The sequence below is a fragment of the Massilia sp. WG5 genome, from assembly GCF_001412595.2.
Taxonomy (GTDB): Bacteria; Pseudomonadota; Gammaproteobacteria; order Burkholderiales; family Burkholderiaceae_D; genus Telluria.
Genome location: NZ_CP012640.2, coordinates 1,748,584 through 1,766,224, shown reverse-complemented (window position 1 = coordinate 1,766,224; position 17,641 = coordinate 1,748,584). Strand labels below are relative to the sequence as shown.

Sequence of the window (17,641 nt, the reverse complement as noted above, 5' to 3'; positions counted from 1 at the left end):
TCGTTCCCGCGCAGGCGGGAACCCAAGTCTCGTGCCTAGCCAACGCAAGCGTTAGTACTGCTCGACGAACCTGGATCCCCGCCTTCGCGGGGACGACGTTGATTGATTGCGCGGCCTATCGCCTGTACCTTCCTCGTTTTTGCTTTCTTCTATTCCCATGCAAGAAACCTTCATCAAGATCAAATCCCTCGACATGGACGCGCGCGGCGTCGGCCACCTGGAGAACGAGGACGGCTCGCCGGGCAAGGTCATCTTCGTCGAAGGCGCGCTGCCGGGTGAAACGGTCAGCTTCGAAACCCTGCGCAAGAAGAAGAACTGGGAATCGGGCCGCATGCTCACCCTGCAGAAGGCCTCGTCGATGCGGGTCGAGCCGAAGTGCCCGCACTTCTGGCATTGCGGCGGCTGCTCGATGCAGCACCTGGAGCCCTCGGCCCAGGTTGCGATGAAGCAGCGCGTGCTCGAAGATAACCTCTGGCACATCGGCAAGACCAAGGCCGAGCACATCATGCGCCCGATGTACGGCCCGACCTGGGGCTACCGCTACCGCGCCCGCCTGTCGGTGCGCCATGTGCCCAAGAAGGGCGGCATGCTGGTCGGCTTCCATGAGCGCCACTCCAGCTACGTGGCCGACATGACCAGCTGCGAGATCGTGCCGCCGCACGTCTCGAAGATGCTGGTCCCGCTGCGCGAGCTGGTCAGCAGCCTGTCGATCTACCAGCAGATGCCGCAGATCGAGCTGGCGGTGGGCGAGGAAAGCACCGTGCTGGTGCTGCGCATCATGGCGCCGCTCGACGCCAACGACGAAAAGCTGGTCAAGGCATTCGCGGACAAGTGGAATGTCGAATGGTGGCTGCAGCCGAAGGGGCCGGATACCGCCTACCCCTACTATCCGAAGCAGAAGGAGCTGTACTACACGCTGCCGGAGTTCGGCATCCGCATGCCCTTCAAGCCGACCGATTTCACCCAGGTGAACCACCAGATCAACCGCCTGCTGGTGCACAAGGCGCTGAGCCTGTTGCAGGTGCAGCCGGGCGAGCGCGTGGCCGACCTGTTCTGCGGCCTCGGCAACTTCACGCTGCCGCTGGCGACCCGGGCGCGGGAGGTGGTCGGCATCGAGGGCAGTACCGCCCTGACCACACGCGCGCTGGAAAATGCGCGCGCCAACGGCCTGGACGGCAAGACCAGCTTCTCGACCCGCAACCTGTTCGAAGTGACGAAGGATGACCTGGTCGCGCTGGGCAAGTTCGACCGCATGCTGGTCGACCCGCCGCGCGACGGCGCGGTGGCGCTGGCCATCGCCCTGGCCGAGCTGCGCCTGACGCATCCGGACCTGATGCCGAAGCGGATCGTGTATGTGTCCTGCAGCCCGTCGACCCTGGCGCGCGACGCCGGCATCCTGACCCACCGCGCCGGCTACAAGATGAGCAAGGCGGGCGTGGCGAACATGTTCCCGCATACCTCGCACGTGGAGTCGATCGGGGTGTTCGACCTGGTCGAGGATTTCGTGCCGCGCGAGTTCCAGGTGAAGGAAGAGGCGCAGCAGCAGGAAGCGTAATGGTAGGGTGGGCACCCCGTGCCCACGCGTATGCCAGCTTGACGCAAGCGTCACTCACGAATACCTGGATCCTCGCCTGCGCGGGGACGACGAGGTTGCGGTTCAGCGCCAGGCGCTTACCTCGGCCAGCGCACCGATCAGTTCTTCCGCATCCACCGGCTTCACGAAATACCGGTCGAAGCCGGCCTCCTGGGCATCCGCACGGTCCGACTGCTGCCCGTAGCCCGAAATCGCCATCAGCACCGCCTTCTCCGAACCCCGCAGCTTGCGCAGACGGCGCGCCAGTTCGACGCCGCTCATGCCCGGCAGTCCGATGTCCAGCAGGAACACGTCGTAGCGTTCGCCGGCGGCGCGCGCGAGCGCCTGGTGCGGGTCGTGCATCACCGTCACCGCATGACCGCTCGCCTCCAGCAGCAGGCCCAGGGTCATGGCCGCGTCTTCGTTGTCGTCCACCAGCATCAGCTTCAGGCCGCGGGCGCCGTCGGCCGCCGCCTCGGCCGGGGCGTCCGGCGCGCCGGAAGTAACCGCTACGGCGTGCCGGCGCGGCAGGCGCACCGTGAACTCGGTGCCCATGTTGCGGCCCTCGCTGGATGCGGTCACCATCCCGCCGTGCAGCTCGACCAGGCTCTTCACCAGCGCCAGGCCCAGGCCCAGGCCGCCCTGTGCGCGGTCGGGCGTGCGCTCGGCCTGCGCGAACAGGTCGAACACGGTCGGCAGCAGGTCGGCGGCGATGCCGATGCCGTTGTCCTTCACGCTGACCAGCACATGATCGGGTGAGGCGCCCATCCACATGCCCAGGCGGCCGCCTTCCGGCGTGTACTTGGCGGCATTGTTGAGCAGGTTGGCCAGCACCTGCACCAGGCGCTTGTAGTCGCCTTCGACGATCACCGGGCCGGTATCCAGCGCCAGCTCCAGGCTCAGTTCGTGGCGGCGCGACTCGATCAGCGGGCGCACCTGCTCGACCGCGTCGTCGATCACGCGGCGCAGATCGACCTCGTCGCGCGCCAGCACCACCAGGCCGCGGGTCACGCGCGAGACGTCCAGCAGGTCGTCGATCAGGCCGGTCATGTGCGCCACCTGGCGCGCGATGATGGCGCTGGTGCGCTCCACGCGGCCGCTGTCGGAAGGGCCCATGGTCAGCAGCTGGGCGGCGGCCGAGATCGGCGCCAGCGGATTGCGGAGCTCATGCGCCAGCATCGCCAGGAACTCGTCCTTGCGGCGGTCGGCCAGGCGCAGCGCTTCCTCGGCGCGCACGCGCTCGAGCGCGCTCCAGGAACGCTCGGCGACGTCCTCGATCAGGCGCACGATGTCGGCGCTCCAGACCCGCGGCAGGTTGTCGTTGATGAGCAGGCAGGTGGTCAGCGCGCCGTTGTGGTGCACCGGCACCACCACGCAGGAGCGGATCTGCAGCGCGGCGAAGGTCGGCCAGGTGTCCGGGGCGCCAGTGCGCGGATCGCGCTGCAGGTCGCTGGCGACCATGGTGGCGCCCTGCGCCAGCGCGACGAAGTTGGCGGCGCCGAACAGGGCCGCCGGGAAGGTGCCGCTCAGTTCGGTCACCATGCCGTCGGTATAGTTCGAGTGGAAGGTGACCAGCTGGCGGTCGGCGTCGTAGTCGCCGTACAGCACCCGGCTGACCTGCAGGAAGCGGCCCAGCATGGCGGCGGTCTGGACGAAGATCTGGGCCGGGTCGTCGAGGCGGCGCAGCAGGTCGGCCAGCTCGAGGCGGAACTCGTTCATGTCCAGCAGCGTGGTCTGGCGCGCCACCGCGTTGCGCAGCGCCTGCTCGGCCGACATGCGGTCCAGCGCTTCCCAGCTGCGCTCGGCGATGTCGGCGGCGAGCTTGCATTCTTCCTCGTCCCAGGTGCGGGCGCTGGTGGCGTAGCCGACCAGGGCCGCCTGCAGCTGGCCGCGGCGCAGGCGCGGCAGCGCCAGGATCGCGCGTGCGCCGGCCGCCGCATAGCGTTCGCCGCGCTCGGCCAGGCGCGGGTCGCTGGTGGTGTCGCGGATCGCCAGCGGCGCGCCGGTGTGCAGCAGGGCCAGCGCCGCCGGCCCGAAATCCTTGATGCGGGCGCGCCGTCCGGCCAGCGCGGAGGCGCCGTCGCGCGCCCAGTCGTGCATGACTTCGAAACCGGCGCCGGTACCGTCGCCCTCGACGTAGCAGGCATGGTCGAGCTCGAGATGCTTGCCGAGCAGGGCGCAGGCGCTTTCGACGATGTCGGACGGATGGTGCAGGCGGCGCAGGCTGTCGACCACCTGCAGCTGCACCGCGTGGCGGCGTTCGAGCTGCACGCGCGGCGTGGTTTCGCTGGTGACGCACAGAAAGCCGCGCACCGCGCCGCCGCTGTCGCGCACCGGCGAGTAGGCCAGCGTGAACCAGCCGTGGTAGGGCTTGCCGGCGCGGCGGATCGTGCGCGGCACGTCTTCGCCATAGGTCGAGTGGCCGCCCAGGGCGCGTTCGGCCAGCGGCTTCATGCCGGGCCACTGGTCGGGCCAGGCATCGAGCAGGGGCGCGCCGAGGGTGGACGGATGCCTGCCGTCGAGCAGGGAAATATAGGCGGCGTTGTAGAGCAGGATCAGTCGGGGACCCCATGCAATGTACATGGGGAACTCCGACTCGAGCATCAGGCTGACCGCGTTGCGCAGCGCCGGATCCCATTGGTCGGGCAGGCCGAGCGGCGAACCCGACCAGTCATGCAGGTGGTATCCGGCGCGCACCGCGCCGGAAGTATCGAGGAGATGAAAGTCGCGCGTGGCCGCTTCCATGCTATCGCCTTCGAGTCCGAAAGTCGTCATTCTATGCGCAAATGCACAAGCTGGATCGCGGCTGAGAAAAAATACATTTTCTGAAGAAAAATTTATATTTCACACTTAAAACTTGGCGCGGACGCCGAACACGAGGTTCCGGCCAGGCAGTGGCGAAATATCCTTCAGCAGCGAAGTCGACAGGCGAATGTCCTGGTTCAGCAGGTTTTTCGCCAGCAGGAACCAGGTCAGGTCGGTGTGCTCCAGCTTCTGCGTGTACGAGAGGTTGGCGTCGACCAGGTTGTAGGCCGGGGTCGGCGTGCTCTCGAAGGCGGCCAAGCGGTCCTGGCCGCGCGCGTGGGTCCAGGACAGGCCGGCGCGCCAGTCGGCCTGGCGGTAGCCGAGGCTGGCGCCGATGCGGTCGGCCGGCTGCAGCGGCAGGCTGTCGCCGCTGTCGAGCTCGCCGCGTGAGCCGTCGGCGAACAGGCGGCCGTTCCAGCCCATGCCCACCGCGTTCCACGTCAGTTCGGCTTCCGCGCCCTGGATGTGGGCCGGGGCCTGCTGGAACAGGCGCTGGCGGAAGCTGCCGCCGGCATTGCCGTCCTGGTCAAGGCTGAGGTCGGTGATGTGGCCGTAGATGAAGTCGGACACGTTGTTGCGGAACAGGTTCGCCTTCCAGCGCAGCATGCCGGTGTCCTTCTGCAGCGAGAGCTCGATGTTGCGCGAGACCTCCTTCTTCAGATTGGCGTCGCCGAGGTCGAAGGTCAGGGTGGCGTCGTGCGGGCCGCCCGAGTAAAGCTCGTCGGTGGACGGCGCGCGCTGGGCATACGACAGCGTGGCGCCGGCGCTATAGCCCTTCGTGAACGGCCACAGCGCGCCGACCGAGCCGGAGCCCAGGTTGAAACTGCGCTCGGCGTTGCCGACCGGTTCGCGGCGCACGTTCTCGTAGCGCGCGCCGGCGTTCAGGCGAACCGGGCCGAGCGAAGTCTCTTCGACCAGGAAGGCCGCGCTGGACGTCGAATGCGTGACCGGCACCGTGTCCGGACCGCCCGCCGCCGAGAGCGCCGAGAAGTGGGTGTTCTCGGTCTGCACGCCGAAGGTGCCGTGCAGGTTGTGCAGGCCGGTGAGCGGCTTGTGGGTCAGCTCCAGGCGCGATTCGAAGGAGCGGTTGCTGAAGATGACCTGGGGCGCCAGGTCCTCGCCCAGCTCGGCGTGGCGGTAGTCGGTGAAGCCGGCCTTCAGGCGCGCGCTCTCGAAGCCCGTGAAGGGATCGTGCACGAGGCTGTCGAGGTCGTAGCGGTTCTGGCGCTGGTCGATGCGCGAACCTTCCGCGCTCGGGATGCCGTAGTTGTTCGACAGGTGGTTCGCGGACACGCCCACATAGCCCCAGTCGCGGATGTAGGAGGCGCCGGCGCCGATGCTGCGCTCGCTGGTATCGCTGTCCGGCAGCCGGCCGCCGCCGGAGGCCGGGTCGCCCAGCACGCGGCTGCCGGGGATCCTGTAATCGTTGGTGTCGCGCCAGTTGCCGTCGATATGCAGGCCGACGTGGCCGACCGCGCCGTCCATCGAGCCGGACAGGTTGCGGCCGTTGTCGACCGTGCTGTAACGGCTCTCGGCCTGGCCGGTGGGCTTGTCTTCGAGCGCGGTCGGGATGCGTTCGTTGACGACGTTGACCAGGCCGCCGATCGCGCCGGAGCCGTACAGCAGGGCGGCGGGGCCGCGCAGGATCTCGATCTGGCGCGCCACCGCGCCTTCGGAAGCGACCGCGTGGTCGTTCGACAGGCCGGACACGTCCGAGGTCGCCATGCCGTTCTCCAGCATCTTCACGCGCGAACCCTCCATGCCGCGGATGATCGGGCGCGAGGCTCCGGCGCCGAAGGCCGAGGCGGACACGCCCAGCTCGTTCTGCAGGGTCTCGCCGAGCGAGCTGCCGACCTTGTCGCGCAGCTCGTCGCCGGCCAGCACCTTGGCCGGGGTCAGGATCTGGTCGCCTTCGCCATTGCGCAGCGGATTGGCGGTGACCACCACCTGCTGGACCTTGCCTTCATTGATGACCTGGCCGCCGTCCGGCGTGATCCGGGACTGCGTCTGGGCGAAGGCAGGGGCGTAGGCGAACAGGATCGCGCTGGCGATCAGCGTCGGTTGAATCTTTTTCATCGTTTAAAACCTCGAGCGAATGGATAACGGTCCGCGCTGCCGGGGCGAAGGCCGGGCAGCGCGGGAAAAGCAGGGGACGCGTTATCAGGCCCGGGGTGGGGCGCGCTGCTGGAAGGGGCAGGCCGCCAGCAGGCAGATGCCGGGCGTGGGCGCGAGGCTGGGGACGGCGTACGCGAGCTCGGCGGGGATGAATTGGCGTACCGTCGACGGCAGCGCGAATGCGACCTGGGCGCTGGCGGCGCACTGGCCGCACTGCTCGTGCAGGCCCGGCTTGGACGGCTTGCCGCCGTCGCCGTCGGGGTCGTAGGCGCTCTGGCGCTGCTCGGTCAGCGATTCCTGGACGTCGGTCCAGTGCGAGTAGGCGTGGCCCAGCGACAGCTGCTGCGAAACGAGCAGCAGCAGCGACAGGAAGACATGGACCAGGCTGCGAGACATCCGATTATTGTACAAAAAAACCGGCCATCGAGGCCGGTTCCTGGAGGGCGACATTGCAGGAGCGCCCGAGAAAGCCCTCAGGGCAAGGCGCCCCGACGCTCAATCGCGGTTGCCGAAGCCGATGCCGAGCAGTTGCAGCAGGGCGGTGAAGATGTTGTACAGGTCCAGGTAGATCGACAGGGTGGCGGTGATGTAGTTGGTTTCGCCGCCATTGATGACGCGCTGGACGTCGAAGATCAGCCAGGCCGAGAAGATGCCCATCGCCAGCACCAGCACGACCAGGTGCAGCGCGGCCAGGTGCAGGAAGATGTTGGCCACCGACGCCAGGATGAGCACGATGGTGCCGGCGAACAGCCAGCTGCCCATGCCGGAGAAGTCGCGCTTGGACACGGTCGCTACCGTCGCCATCGCCGCGAACACGACGGCCGTGCCGCCGAAGGCGCCCATGATCAGCGCGCCGCCGTTGGCGAAGCCCAGGGTGTAGCGCAGCAGTGGGGTCAGCATCAGGCCCATGAAGAAGGTGAAGCCGAGCAGCACCGGCACGCCGGCCGCCGAGTTCTTGGTCTTCTCGATCGCGAAGATGAAGCCGAAGGCGATCGCGAAGAACAGCAGGAAACCGAGGCCGCCGCCCATGATCGGCAGGCGCGCCTGCACGCCGATGAAGGCGCCGAGCACGGTCGGGATCATCGACAGGGCGAGCAGCCAGTAGGTATTGCGCAGTACGCGATGGCGTACGGCGCCGCTGGCCGAGACGTCATAAGTTTTCTGCAGATTGGGAATCATATTGCCTCCGGTTGATGAACTTCTATCGACATCCGATATGGGGACGTTTCCCGGCCATTAAAGCAGCCGTTAAGGCCCGGTTAAGCCCACGGTATGGACGAGTAATTATTACCGACACTGTATCACCGGCGATGCCGCCCTCGCAATATCGGCTGGCCTGCGGATGTATGGTAAAATCGAAGGTTGATTGAGTTCCGAAGTTCTCGATTTAAACCTTTCTTTTTATTGGAGTTTTTACATGGCAATCGAACGCACCCTGTCGATCATCAAGCCCGACGCAGTTGCAAAAAACGTGATCGGTCAAATCTATAGCCGCTTCGAAGGCGCTGGCCTGAAGATCGTCGCAGCCCGCATGGCCCAGCTGTCGCGCGCTGAAGCGGAAGGCTTCTACGCCGTCCACAAGGAGCGTCCGTTCTTCAAGGATCTGGTCGACTTCATGATTTCCGGTCCGGTCATGATCCAGGTGCTGGAAGGCGAAGGCGCGATTGCCAAGAACCGCGAACTGATGGGCGCCACCGACCCGAAGAAGGCCGACAAGGGCACCATCCGCGCCGACTTCGCCGACTCCATCGACGCCAACGCCGTGCACGGTTCGGACGCTGCGGAAACCGCCGCTGTCGAGATCGCGTACTACTTCCCGGCGCTGAACGTCTACTCGCGTTAATCAAGTGCGCGAAATTTTTTCGCGCCAAGCCGGCACGCTGCGTTAAGCTGCATGCCGACACCGTAGTGACCCGCTCGCCCACGCTCCCGGAGCCCGGCGGGCGGGATTTATTTTGACGATACAGGATTCAACGATGGCAACTCTCACCAATCTGCTGGACTTCGATCCCGCGCAGCTCGTCGCTTACTGCGCCGAACTGGGGGAGAAGCCATTCCGCGCCAAACAGCTGCAGCGCTGGATTCACCAGTTCGGCGTGGCGAATTTCGACGACATGACCGACCTCGCCAAGTCGCTGCGCGAAAAGCTCAAGACCCGCGCGACGGTAACGGCGCCGGCCATCATCAGCGACCACACGTCCAGCGACGGCACCCGCAAGTGGCTGGTCGACGTCGGCAACGGCAACGCGGTCGAGACCGTGTTCATCCCGGAAGAGACGCGCGGCACGCTGTGCATCAGCACCCAGGCCGGCTGCGCCGTCAACTGCCGCTTCTGCTCGACCGGCAAGCAGGGCTTCAACCGCAACCTCAGCGTGGCCGAGATCATCGGCCAGCTGTGGATGGCCGAGTTCGAGCTGCGCAAGACCAAGGGCATCGAAGGCGGTCCGAAGGGCGAGCGCCAGATCACCAACGTGGTGATGATGGGCATGGGCGAGCCGCTGCTGAACTTCGAGCCGACCGTCACCGCGCTCAAGCTGATGCTGGACGATAACGCCTACGGCCTGTCGCGCCGCCGCGTGACCGTCTCGACCTCGGGCGTGGTGCCGAACATGGACAAACTGAGCCAGGAGTGCCCGGTGGCGCTGGCGGTTTCGCTGCATGGCTCGAACGACCCGCTGCGCGACATGCTGGTCCCGCTGAACAAGAAATACCCGCTGCGCGAGCTGATGGCGGCCTGCAGGCGCTACCTGGAGTTCGCGCCGCGCGACTTCATCACCTTCGAATACTGCATGCTCGACGGCGTCAACGACACCGACGAGCACGCGCGCGAGCTGATCGCCCTGGTCAACGACCCGGCCGTGGGCGTCTCGTGCAAGTTCAACCTGATTCCGTTCAATCCCTTCCCGGAATCGGGCCTGGTGCGGTCGAAGAACCCGCGCATCAAGGCTTTCGCCCAGATCCTGATGGATGCCGGCCTGGTCACCACCATCCGCAAGACCCGCGGCGACGACATCGACGCCGCCTGCGGCCAGCTGGCCGGCGAGGTCAAGGACCGTACCCGCGTCAACGAGCGGATGAGCAAGATGGCCGAATACCAGCAGAAGTTCGGCCCGGACTTCGGCAAGATCGTGGAGATCCCTTCTTGAAGCCGACGCGGTCCGGACTGGCCGGCGCTGTTTTCGCGATGGGTGCCTTGACCCTGCTGGCCGGGTGCGCCAGCCAGGACGAGTCGCCGCGCGAACTCAGGACGGCATCCGACCAGACGGCCGCGGAAAACCGCGCCCAGATCCGCCTGCAGCTGGCGGTCGGCTATTTCCAGGACCGCAAATACGAGATCGCGCTGGACGAGGTCAAGAAAGCGATCGCCGCCACCCCCGACTATGCCGACGCCTACGGCCTGCGCGCCCTGATCTACACCGCGATGGGCGAGAACGCGCTGGCCGACGACAACTACCGGCATGCGCTGCGCCTGGCGCCGCGCAATCCCGACCTGGCCAACAACTACGGGCTGTTTCTGTGCGACGCCGGCGGCAGGCCGGACCAGGCGCTCGGCTTTTTCGAGTCGGCGCTGAAGAATCCGCAGTACCGCTCGCCGGTCAAGGCCATGGTGAATGCCGGCAACTGCAGCCTGAAACTGAAGAATATCGACGCGGCCGAGCGCTACCTGCTCGACGCCTTGCGTTACGAACCCGAGCTGCCGGCGATCCAGGCCGGCCTGGCGCGGGTCTATTTCGAGCGGCGCGACTACACCCGCGCCGGGTTTTTCATCAACCGCCTGACGGAGGCAGCGAAACTCGATGCGCTGTCTGCCGACGTGCTGTGGCTGGCCATCCGGGTCAAGCACATGCTGGGCGACCGGACTACCGAAGCGACTCTCGCGGCACAGCTGCGCAAGCGCTTCCCCGGCTCGCCCGAATACGCGGCGTTCGAGCGCGGTGCATTTAACGAGTGAGATGACGACGATGAGTTCCGAGCGTGCAGACGAGCCGACGACGCCCGACAGCCGGCATGACATCCCGGGCAAGGTGCTGGCAGCCCAACGCGAAGCCATGGGCTGGACGGTGGAGCAGGTTGCCGACCAGCTGAAACTGGCGGTGCGCCAGGTGGTGGCGCTGGAGGCGGGCGACTATGCGGCCTTGCCGAGTCCGGCCGTGACGCGCGGTTTCGTGCGCGCCTATGCCAAGCTGATGAAACTCGATCCGGCCCCGCTGGTGGCGCGGATCGCGATCGATACGCCGGGCCATGAAGAGGCCGGCGCGGCCCCGGTGCGGCGTCCGGCCCCGGCCTCGTTCTCGCAGGCGAAGTTCCCTTCGCACGGCAAGCGCTCCTCGCTGCCGCTGGGCTGGATCGCCGGCGCCGTGGTGGTCGTGGCCGCTGCCGCTGCGGCCTGGCATTTCGGCCTGATCCCATCCGGCCAGCGTGGCGAAACCGGCGTGGCCAGTGTGCCGGCGCCGAGCGCCGCCTCGCCCGACGCCGCCCACGGCAGCGCGACCGAGACCCTGCAGAATCCGTCGGTGCCGCTGATTTCCGTGCCGGGCCCGGCCAGCGCACCGGCCGCCGATGGCGCGGCCGCCACGCCGGGCGGCGCTGCTGCCGGCCCGGTCGTGAACGTGCCGGCCACCACCGCCACCGGCGCGCCGCCGACCACGGTGCCGGCCGCGCCGGCCAGTCCGGTGACCAGCCAGAACCCGGCCCCTGCAACGCCGGCTGCCGCCGCGCAGCCCGCCGCCGCCGGCGCCAACGCGCTGGTGCTGAGAGTGCGCGAGGACGCCTGGATCGAAGTGCGTCCGGCCAAGGGCGGCGCCCCGATGATCAAGCGCCTGGTCAAGGCCGGCAGCACCGAAACCGTGAACGTCGACCAGCCGGTGCGCGTCATCATCGGCAACCCGGGCGCCGTCTCGGCCAGCCTGCGCGGCGCCCCGGTGGCGCTGCCGCCGCAGCCGGGCAAGACTTACTCACTGGTTAACTTGCAATAACATGACTTCTACGAACATGCCGATTCCCTCGGGTCCCCTGGCGCGCCGCGCCAGCCGTCCGGTGCTGATCCAGCACGGCGAGCGCAAGGTATGGATGGGCGGCGACGCCCCCGTCGTCGTGCAGTCGATGACGAATACCGATACCGCCGACGTGATCGGCACCGCGATCCAGGTCAAGGAGCTGGCCCGCGCCGGTTCCGAGATCGTGCGCATCACCGTCAACACGCCGGAAGCGGCCGCCGCCGTGCCGGCCATCCGCGAACAGCTCGATAGGATGGAAGTCGACGTCCCGCTGGTCGGCGACTTTCACTATAACGGCCACCTGCTGCTGCGCGACTTCCCGGAATGCGCGCAGGCGCTGTCGAAGTACCGCATCAATCCGGGCAACGTGGGACAGGGCGCCAAGCGCGACAGCCAGTTCGCCCAGATGATCGAGACCGCGATCCGCTACGACAAGCCGGTGCGCATCGGCGTCAACTGGGGCAGCCTCGACCAGTCGCTGCTGGCCCGCATCATGGACGAGAACGCGGCGCGCGCCCAGCCCTGGAGCGCCCAGGCCGTGATGTACGAAGCCCTGATCACCTCGGCGATCGAGAACGCGCAGCGCGCCGAAGAGATCGGCCTGGCGCGCGAGCGGATCGTCCTGTCGTGCAAGGTCTCGGGCGTGCAGGACCTGATCGCGGTCTACCGCGAACTCGGCAAGCGCTGCGACTACGCGCTGCACCTGGGCCTGACCGAAGCGGGCATGGGCAGCAAGGGCATCGTCGCCTCGACTGCGGCGCTGTCGGTGCTGCTGCAGGAAGGCATCGGCGACACCATCCGCATCTCGCTGACCCCGGAGCCGGGCGGCGACCGTACCAGGGAAGTCGTGGTGGGCCAGGAAATCCTGCAGACCATGGGCCTGCGCAAGTTCACCCCGATGGTGATCGCCTGCCCGGGCTGCGGCCGCACGACCTCCACCGTGTTCCAGGAACTGGCCGACAACATCCAGACCTTCCTGCGCGAGCAGATGCCGGAATGGAAGAAGACCTATCCGGGCGTGGAAGGGATGAACGTGGCCGTGATGGGCTGCATCGTCAACGGTCCGGGGGAGTCGAAGCATGCGAACATCGGCATCTCGCTGCCCGGCACCGGCGAGTCGCCGGCGGCGCCGGTCTTTGTGGATGGCCAAAAGGTCGCTACACTGCGGGGCGAGCGGATCGTGGATGAGTTCAAGACGATCGTGCTGAATTACGTGCAAAAAAACTACGGTCAAACCGAAGCAGTCAGCTAACAGCGTAGGGTGGGCTCCCCGAGCCCACGGATAAGCCGGCACAGTGCACGCGTTCGCGTGGGCACAGGGTGCCCACCCTACGGCGCAAGGAAAGTAGAAATGTCCGATAAAAAAGAAAAGATTGTTGCCATCAAAGGCATGAACGACATCCTCCCGGCCGATGCGCCGCTGTGGGAGCTGTTCGAGAACACCGTGGAATCCGTGCTGAAGAGCTACGGCTACCAGAAGCTGGTCACCCCGATCGTCGAGGAGACCGGCCTGTTCGCGCGCGCCATCGGCGCCGTCACCGACATCGTCGAGAAGGAGATGTATTCCTTCACCGATTCGATGAACGGCGACCAGCTGACCCTGCGCCCGGAAGGCACCGCCGGCGCGGTGCGCGCCGTGGTCGAGCACAACCTGGCCTACGACGGCCCGAAGCGCCTGTGGTACAAGGGCCCGATGTTCCGTCACGAGCGTCCACAGCGCGGCCGCTACCGCCAGTTCTTCCAGTTCGGCGCGGAAGCGATCGGCTTTGCCGGTCCGGACATCGACGCCGAGCTGATCATGCTGTGCCGCCGCGTCTGGGACGACCTGGGCCTGGACAACATCCGCCTCGAACTGAATTCGATCGGTAACGCCGAGGAGCGCCAGCGCCACCGCGCCGACCTGATCGCCTACTTCGAAGCGAATATCGACGTGCTGGACGCCGAAGCCAAGCGCCGCCTGCACGCCAATCCGCTGCGCATCCTGGACACCAAGAATCCGGCGATGCAGGACCTGGTCAACGCCGCGCCGCAGCTGCTCAGCTACCTGGGCGGCGAGTCGCTGGCCCACTTCGAGGGCCTGAAGAAGATCCTCGACGCCAGCAACGTGCAGTACACCGTCAACCCGCGCCTGGTGCGCGGCCTGGATTACTACAACCGCACCGTGTTCGAGTGGGTTACCGACGAACTGGGCGCCCAGGGCACCGTCTGCGCCGGCGGCCGCTACGATCCGCTGATCGAGATGATCGGCGGTAAGCCGACCCCGGGCATCGGCTTTGCGATGGGCATGGAGCGCCTGATCGAGCTGATGAAGGGCCAGGGCGAGCCGGCCGCGCCGAGCCAGTGCGACGTCTACATGGTGCACCAGGGCGAGGACGCCCAGCTGAAGGCCTTCATCCTGGCCGAGCGCATCCGCGACGCCGGCCTGGACGTGGTCCTGCACTGCGCCACCGCGCAAGGCGCCGGCAGCTTCAAGAGCCAGATGAAGAAGGCCGACGGCTCGGGCGCGGCGTTCGCCGTGATCATCGGCGAGGACGAGGTCAAGAACGAGGTGGTGGCGGTGAAGTCGCTGCGCGACGCCGAGGGCGGCGCCCAGCAGGCCAGCGTGGCCTTCGACGAGGCGGTCGACTACATCGTCGACCAGGTCATCGGCGGCCATGACCACGACCACGATCACGAGCACGTGCACTATCATCCGTAATCCCGACCCTTCCCATAACCGATAAAAGAAATCCACGTCCATGGCATACGATCTCGAAGAACAGGAACAGATAGCCAATTTCAAGGCCTTCTGGAACCGCTTTGGCAACCTGATCAGCTGGGTGCTGATCATCGCGCTGGGCAGCTACGCCGGCTATAACTTCTGGAACACGCACCAGCGCGGCAAGGCCGCCGAAGCCTCGGCCCTGTACGACAGCCTGTCCGAGGCCGCCCAGGCGAACGACAATGCGAAAGTCCAGCGCATGGCCGCCGACATCGAAAGCAAGTACGACAGCACCGCCTACGCCCCGATGGCCGCGCTGGCCGCCGCCAAGGCCGCCTTCGACGCCAACGACCTGAAGTCCGCCAAGGCCCAGCTGCAGTGGGCGGTCGACCATGGCAACGAGGAGTACAAGTCGATCGCGCGCCTGCGCCTGTCCGGCGTGCTGCTCGACGAGAAGGCCTATGACCAGGCGCTGGCGATCCTGAACGGCGACATCGAGCCGCAGTTCGCCGCGGAAGTGGCGGACCGCAAGGGCGACGTGCTGGTGGCGCAGAACAAGCTGCCGGAAGCCCGCACCGCCTACCAGGCCGCGCTCGACAAGATGGACAAGAAGCACCCTGGGCGCCAGATCGTGCAGATCAAGCTCGACGCGATCGGCGGCACGGTGCCGGCCGCGAAGGCTGCTGCATAAGATCCGTCGTCCCTGCGGAGGCGGGGAACCAGGTTTGCATGCGTGACGACTGCTCTCGCAGCACCTGGATCCCCGCCTGCGCGGGGACGGCGTTTTAGACATTCGAAGAATAAGGCAAGAAGAACATGCGTATTACCCGGAAGCTGGTTGGTGTCGGTGTCCTCGCCCTGATGACGGGCTGCTCGACGATTAGTTCGCTGAATCCGTTCTCATCCAAGCCGAAGGGCAACGTGCCGGCGCCGCTGGTCGACCTGAAAGGGGCGATGGCGGTGCGTACCGCCTGGAAGCTGGAAGTCGGCAAGTCCCGCAACTACCAGTTCACCCCCGCGCTGGCCGGCAATACCGTGATCGTGGCCGGCGGCGACGGCACCCTGGTGCGCGCCGAAGCCGCCAGCGGCCGCCAGGTCTGGCGCGTCAAGGCCGGCATGGACCTGACCGCCGGCGTCGGCACCGACGGCAACCTGATCGTGGTCGGCGGCGAGAAGGGCCAGCTGCTGGCCTTCGACATGGACGGCAAGCAGCTCTGGAAGACCCAGCTGTCGAGCGAGATCCTGTCCTCGCCGGTGGTGGGGCAGGGCGTGGTGGTGGCGCGCAGCGTCGATAACCGCATCGTCGGCATCGATGCCGCGACCGGCCAGAAGAAATGGACCGTGCAGCGCGCCGCGCCGCCGCTGACCCTGCGCACGGCGCCGGGCCTGGTGGTGCACGACAAGGACGTGATCGTGGCCCAGCCGGGCGGCAAGCTGATGTCGCTGGTGCTGGCGACCGGCGCCCCGCGCTGGGAGATCGAAGTCGGCGTCGCGCGCGGCGCCACCGAACTCGAACGCGTGACCGACATCGGCGGCTACCCGGTGGTGTTCGAAGGCGAAGTCTGCGCCGTGTCCTACCAGGGCCGCGTCGGCTGCTGGGATGCGCTGAACGGCAGCCCGCACTGGACCCGCGACCTGTCGTCGGAAGCCGGCGTCGCGGTCGACCAGCGCTTCGTCTTCGTCACCGACGAAAAGGGCGCGGTGTATGCCTACAACCGCGACACCGGCACCAGCGCCTGGAAGAACGACAAGCTGGCCTTCCGCCGCCTGTCGACCCCGGTCTCCTATGGCCGTGCGGTCGCGGTCGGCGACTACCAGGGCTACGTGCACTTCCTGTCGCGTGAGGACGGCGCCTTCCTGGCCCGTGCCGCCACCGACGGCAGTGCGATCAGCTCGACTCCGCTGGTCGCGGGCTCGAACCTGATTTTTCAAACACAAAACGGAACCGTGACAGCGATCGCGGTGGAATAAGATACTTACATGAAGCCGGTAATTGCACTCGTAGGACGCCCGAACGTCGGGAAGTCCACCCTATTCAACCGCATGACCCGCTCGCGTGACGCGCTGGTGGCGGACCTGCCCGGCCTGACGCGTGACCGTCACTATGGCGAGGGCCGCATGGGCGACCGCCCCTTCCTGGTGATCGATACCGGCGGCTTCGAACCCGTCGCCAAGGAAGGCATCATGCACGAGATGGCGCTGCAGACGAAGCAGGCGGTGGCCGAGGCCGACGTCGTGATGTTCATCGTCGACGGCCGCCAGGGCCTGACCCCGCACGACAAGACCATCACCGACTTCCTGCGCAAGTCGGGCCGCAAGGTCATGCTGGTCGTGAACAAGAGCGAGGGCATGAAGTACACCAGCGTCACCGCCGAGTTCTACGAGCTGGGAATGGGCGACCCCTACGTGATCTCGGCCGCCCACGGCGACGGCGTGCTCGACCTCGTCAACGAGGCGATCGATGAAGCCGCGACCCTGCGTCCGCAGGAAGAGGCGGAATTCGACCCGGCCGACTACGGCGTCAAGATCGCGCTGATCGGCCGCCCGAACGTCGGCAAGTCCACGCTGATCAACACCCTGGTCGGCGAGCAGCGCGTGATCGCCTTCGACATGCCGGGCACCACCCGCGACTCGATCGAGGTGCCCTTCGAAAAAGGCGGCAAGCACTATACGCTGATCGATACCGCCGGCATCCGCCGCCGCGGCAAGGTGTTCGAGGCCGTCGAGAAGTTCTCGGTGGTGAAGACCCTGCAGTCGATTTCGGAAGCCAACGTGGTCGTGCTGATGCTGGACGCCCAGGCCGACATCGCCGAATCGGACGCCCACATCGCCGGCTTCATCCTGGAGAGCGGGCGCGCGCTGGTGGTCGCCGTCAACAAGTGGGACGGCCTGACCAGCGACCAGCGCGACCAGGTCAAGAACGACATCGACCGCAAGCTCGATTTCCTGTCCTTCGCCGAAACCAAGTTCATCTCGGCGCTGAAGGGCACCGGCATCAATCACCTGATGAAGGCGATCGATACGGCCTACGCCGCCGCCACCGCCAAGCTGTCGACCCCGCGCCTGACGCGTGCGCTGCAGGAAGCGGTCGAGAAGCAGGAGCCGAAGCGCAAGGGCAGCACCCGCCCGAAGATGCGCTATGCCCACCAGGGCGGCCAGAATCCGCCCATCATCGTCATCCACGGCAACGCGCTGGATGGCATCACCGAGCCGTACAAGCGCTATCTGGAGAAGCATTTCCGCGACACCTTCGACCTGATCGGCACCCCGCTGCGGATCGAACTGCGGAGCGGTAAAAACCCGTTTGCGAAAGACCAGTCTTAAGTCTGGTCTAACCATAGCGGTACGACAAAAAACGACAAAACAGGTTACAGTAGCTTCGGGACATCATTCAAAAGCTGAGAATGTTGGCCCGAGCACTTGAAAACCGGCGTAGTGCCTCAATTTTTA

General features: G+C 66.5%; 14 protein-coding genes. 10 read left to right on the top strand and 4 right to left on the bottom strand.

What is annotated here, in order from left to right; translation table 11 throughout:
* Positions 1 to 157 precede the first annotated feature (157 nt).
* Positions 158 to 1,555: a 23S rRNA (uracil(1939)-C(5))-methyltransferase RlmD gene (rlmD, locus tag AM586_RS07835; protein WP_047824062.1), complete on the top strand. Its 1,398-nt coding sequence runs from the start codon at positions 158 to 160 to the stop codon at positions 1,553 to 1,555.
* 102 nt (positions 1,556 to 1,657) lie between these two features.
* Here the strand turns inward: rlmD and AM586_RS07830 are convergent, their stop codons facing one another.
* The 4 genes from AM586_RS07830 to AM586_RS07815 form a co-directional block, all read right to left on the bottom strand.
* Positions 1,658 to 4,348, bottom strand: a complete 2,691-nt coding sequence (locus AM586_RS07830; RefSeq protein ID WP_082439706.1) for an ATP-binding protein — start codon at positions 4,346 to 4,348, stop codon at positions 1,658 to 1,660.
* Between the two features lie 75 nt (positions 4,349 to 4,423).
* Positions 4,424 to 6,454: a TonB-dependent receptor gene (locus AM586_RS07825; RefSeq protein ID WP_047824064.1), complete on the bottom strand. Its 2,031-nt coding sequence runs from the start codon at positions 6,452 to 6,454 to the stop codon at positions 4,424 to 4,426.
* An 84-nt stretch (positions 6,455 to 6,538) separates the two neighbouring features.
* Positions 6,539 to 6,889 carry a DUF2946 family protein gene (locus AM586_RS07820; protein ID WP_162600530.1) on the bottom strand — a complete coding sequence of 117 codons (351 nt, stop codon included), beginning with the start codon at positions 6,887 to 6,889 and terminating at the stop codon, positions 6,539 to 6,541.
* Positions 6,890 to 6,988: 99 nt separating this feature from the next.
* Positions 6,989 to 7,672 carry a Bax inhibitor-1 family protein gene (locus AM586_RS07815; RefSeq protein WP_047824068.1) on the bottom strand — a complete coding sequence of 228 codons (684 nt, stop codon included), beginning with the start codon at positions 7,670 to 7,672 and terminating at the stop codon, positions 6,989 to 6,991.
* Between the two features lie 238 nt (positions 7,673 to 7,910).
* On the opposite strand from AM586_RS07815, the gene ndk reads away from it, so the two are divergent.
* From ndk to der, 9 genes are all read left to right on the top strand, one after another.
* Positions 7,911 to 8,336, top strand: a complete 426-nt coding sequence (gene ndk / locus AM586_RS07810) for a nucleoside-diphosphate kinase (RefSeq protein ID WP_047824070.1) — start codon at positions 7,911 to 7,913, stop codon at positions 8,334 to 8,336.
* Between the two features lie 133 nt (positions 8,337 to 8,469).
* Positions 8,470 to 9,639, top strand: a complete 1,170-nt coding sequence (gene rlmN / locus AM586_RS07805; protein ID WP_047824072.1) for a 23S rRNA (adenine(2503)-C(2))-methyltransferase RlmN — start codon at positions 8,470 to 8,472, stop codon at positions 9,637 to 9,639.
* Complete coding sequence (pilW, locus tag AM586_RS07800; RefSeq protein WP_307163524.1) at positions 9,636 to 10,445, top strand: type IV pilus biogenesis/stability protein PilW; 810 nt, start codon at positions 9,636 to 9,638, stop codon at positions 10,443 to 10,445. Before rlmN ends, pilW begins: the two co-directional genes overlap by 4 nt.
* A gap of 1 nt (position 10,446) precedes the next feature.
* Positions 10,447 to 11,469, top strand: coding sequence for a helix-turn-helix domain-containing protein (locus tag AM586_RS07795; protein ID WP_307163527.1), 1,023 nt, complete (start codon positions 10,447 to 10,449; stop codon positions 11,467 to 11,469).
* Position 11,470: 1 nt separating this feature from the next.
* Positions 11,471 to 12,742, top strand: coding sequence for a flavodoxin-dependent (E)-4-hydroxy-3-methylbut-2-enyl-diphosphate synthase (gene ispG, locus AM586_RS07790; protein WP_047824076.1), 1,272 nt, complete (start codon positions 11,471 to 11,473; stop codon positions 12,740 to 12,742).
* Between the two features lie 99 nt (positions 12,743 to 12,841).
* Positions 12,842 to 14,188, top strand: a complete 1,347-nt coding sequence (hisS, locus tag AM586_RS07785) for a histidine--tRNA ligase (RefSeq protein WP_047824078.1) — start codon at positions 12,842 to 12,844, stop codon at positions 14,186 to 14,188.
* 40 nt (positions 14,189 to 14,228) lie between these two features.
* Positions 14,229 to 14,882, top strand: coding sequence for a tetratricopeptide repeat protein (locus AM586_RS07780; RefSeq protein ID WP_047824080.1), 654 nt, complete (start codon positions 14,229 to 14,231; stop codon positions 14,880 to 14,882).
* Positions 14,883 to 15,007: 125 nt separating this feature from the next.
* On the top strand, positions 15,008 to 16,162 hold the full coding sequence (gene bamB / locus AM586_RS07775; protein WP_047824082.1) for an outer membrane protein assembly factor BamB: 1,155 nt from the start codon (positions 15,008 to 15,010) through the stop codon (positions 16,160 to 16,162).
* Positions 16,163 to 16,171: 9 nt separating this feature from the next.
* A complete protein-coding gene (der, locus tag AM586_RS07770; protein ID WP_047824084.1) occupies positions 16,172 to 17,515 on the top strand; it encodes a ribosome biogenesis GTPase Der in 1,344 nt (447 codons plus the stop codon).
* Positions 17,516 to 17,641: the final 126 nt, after the last annotated feature.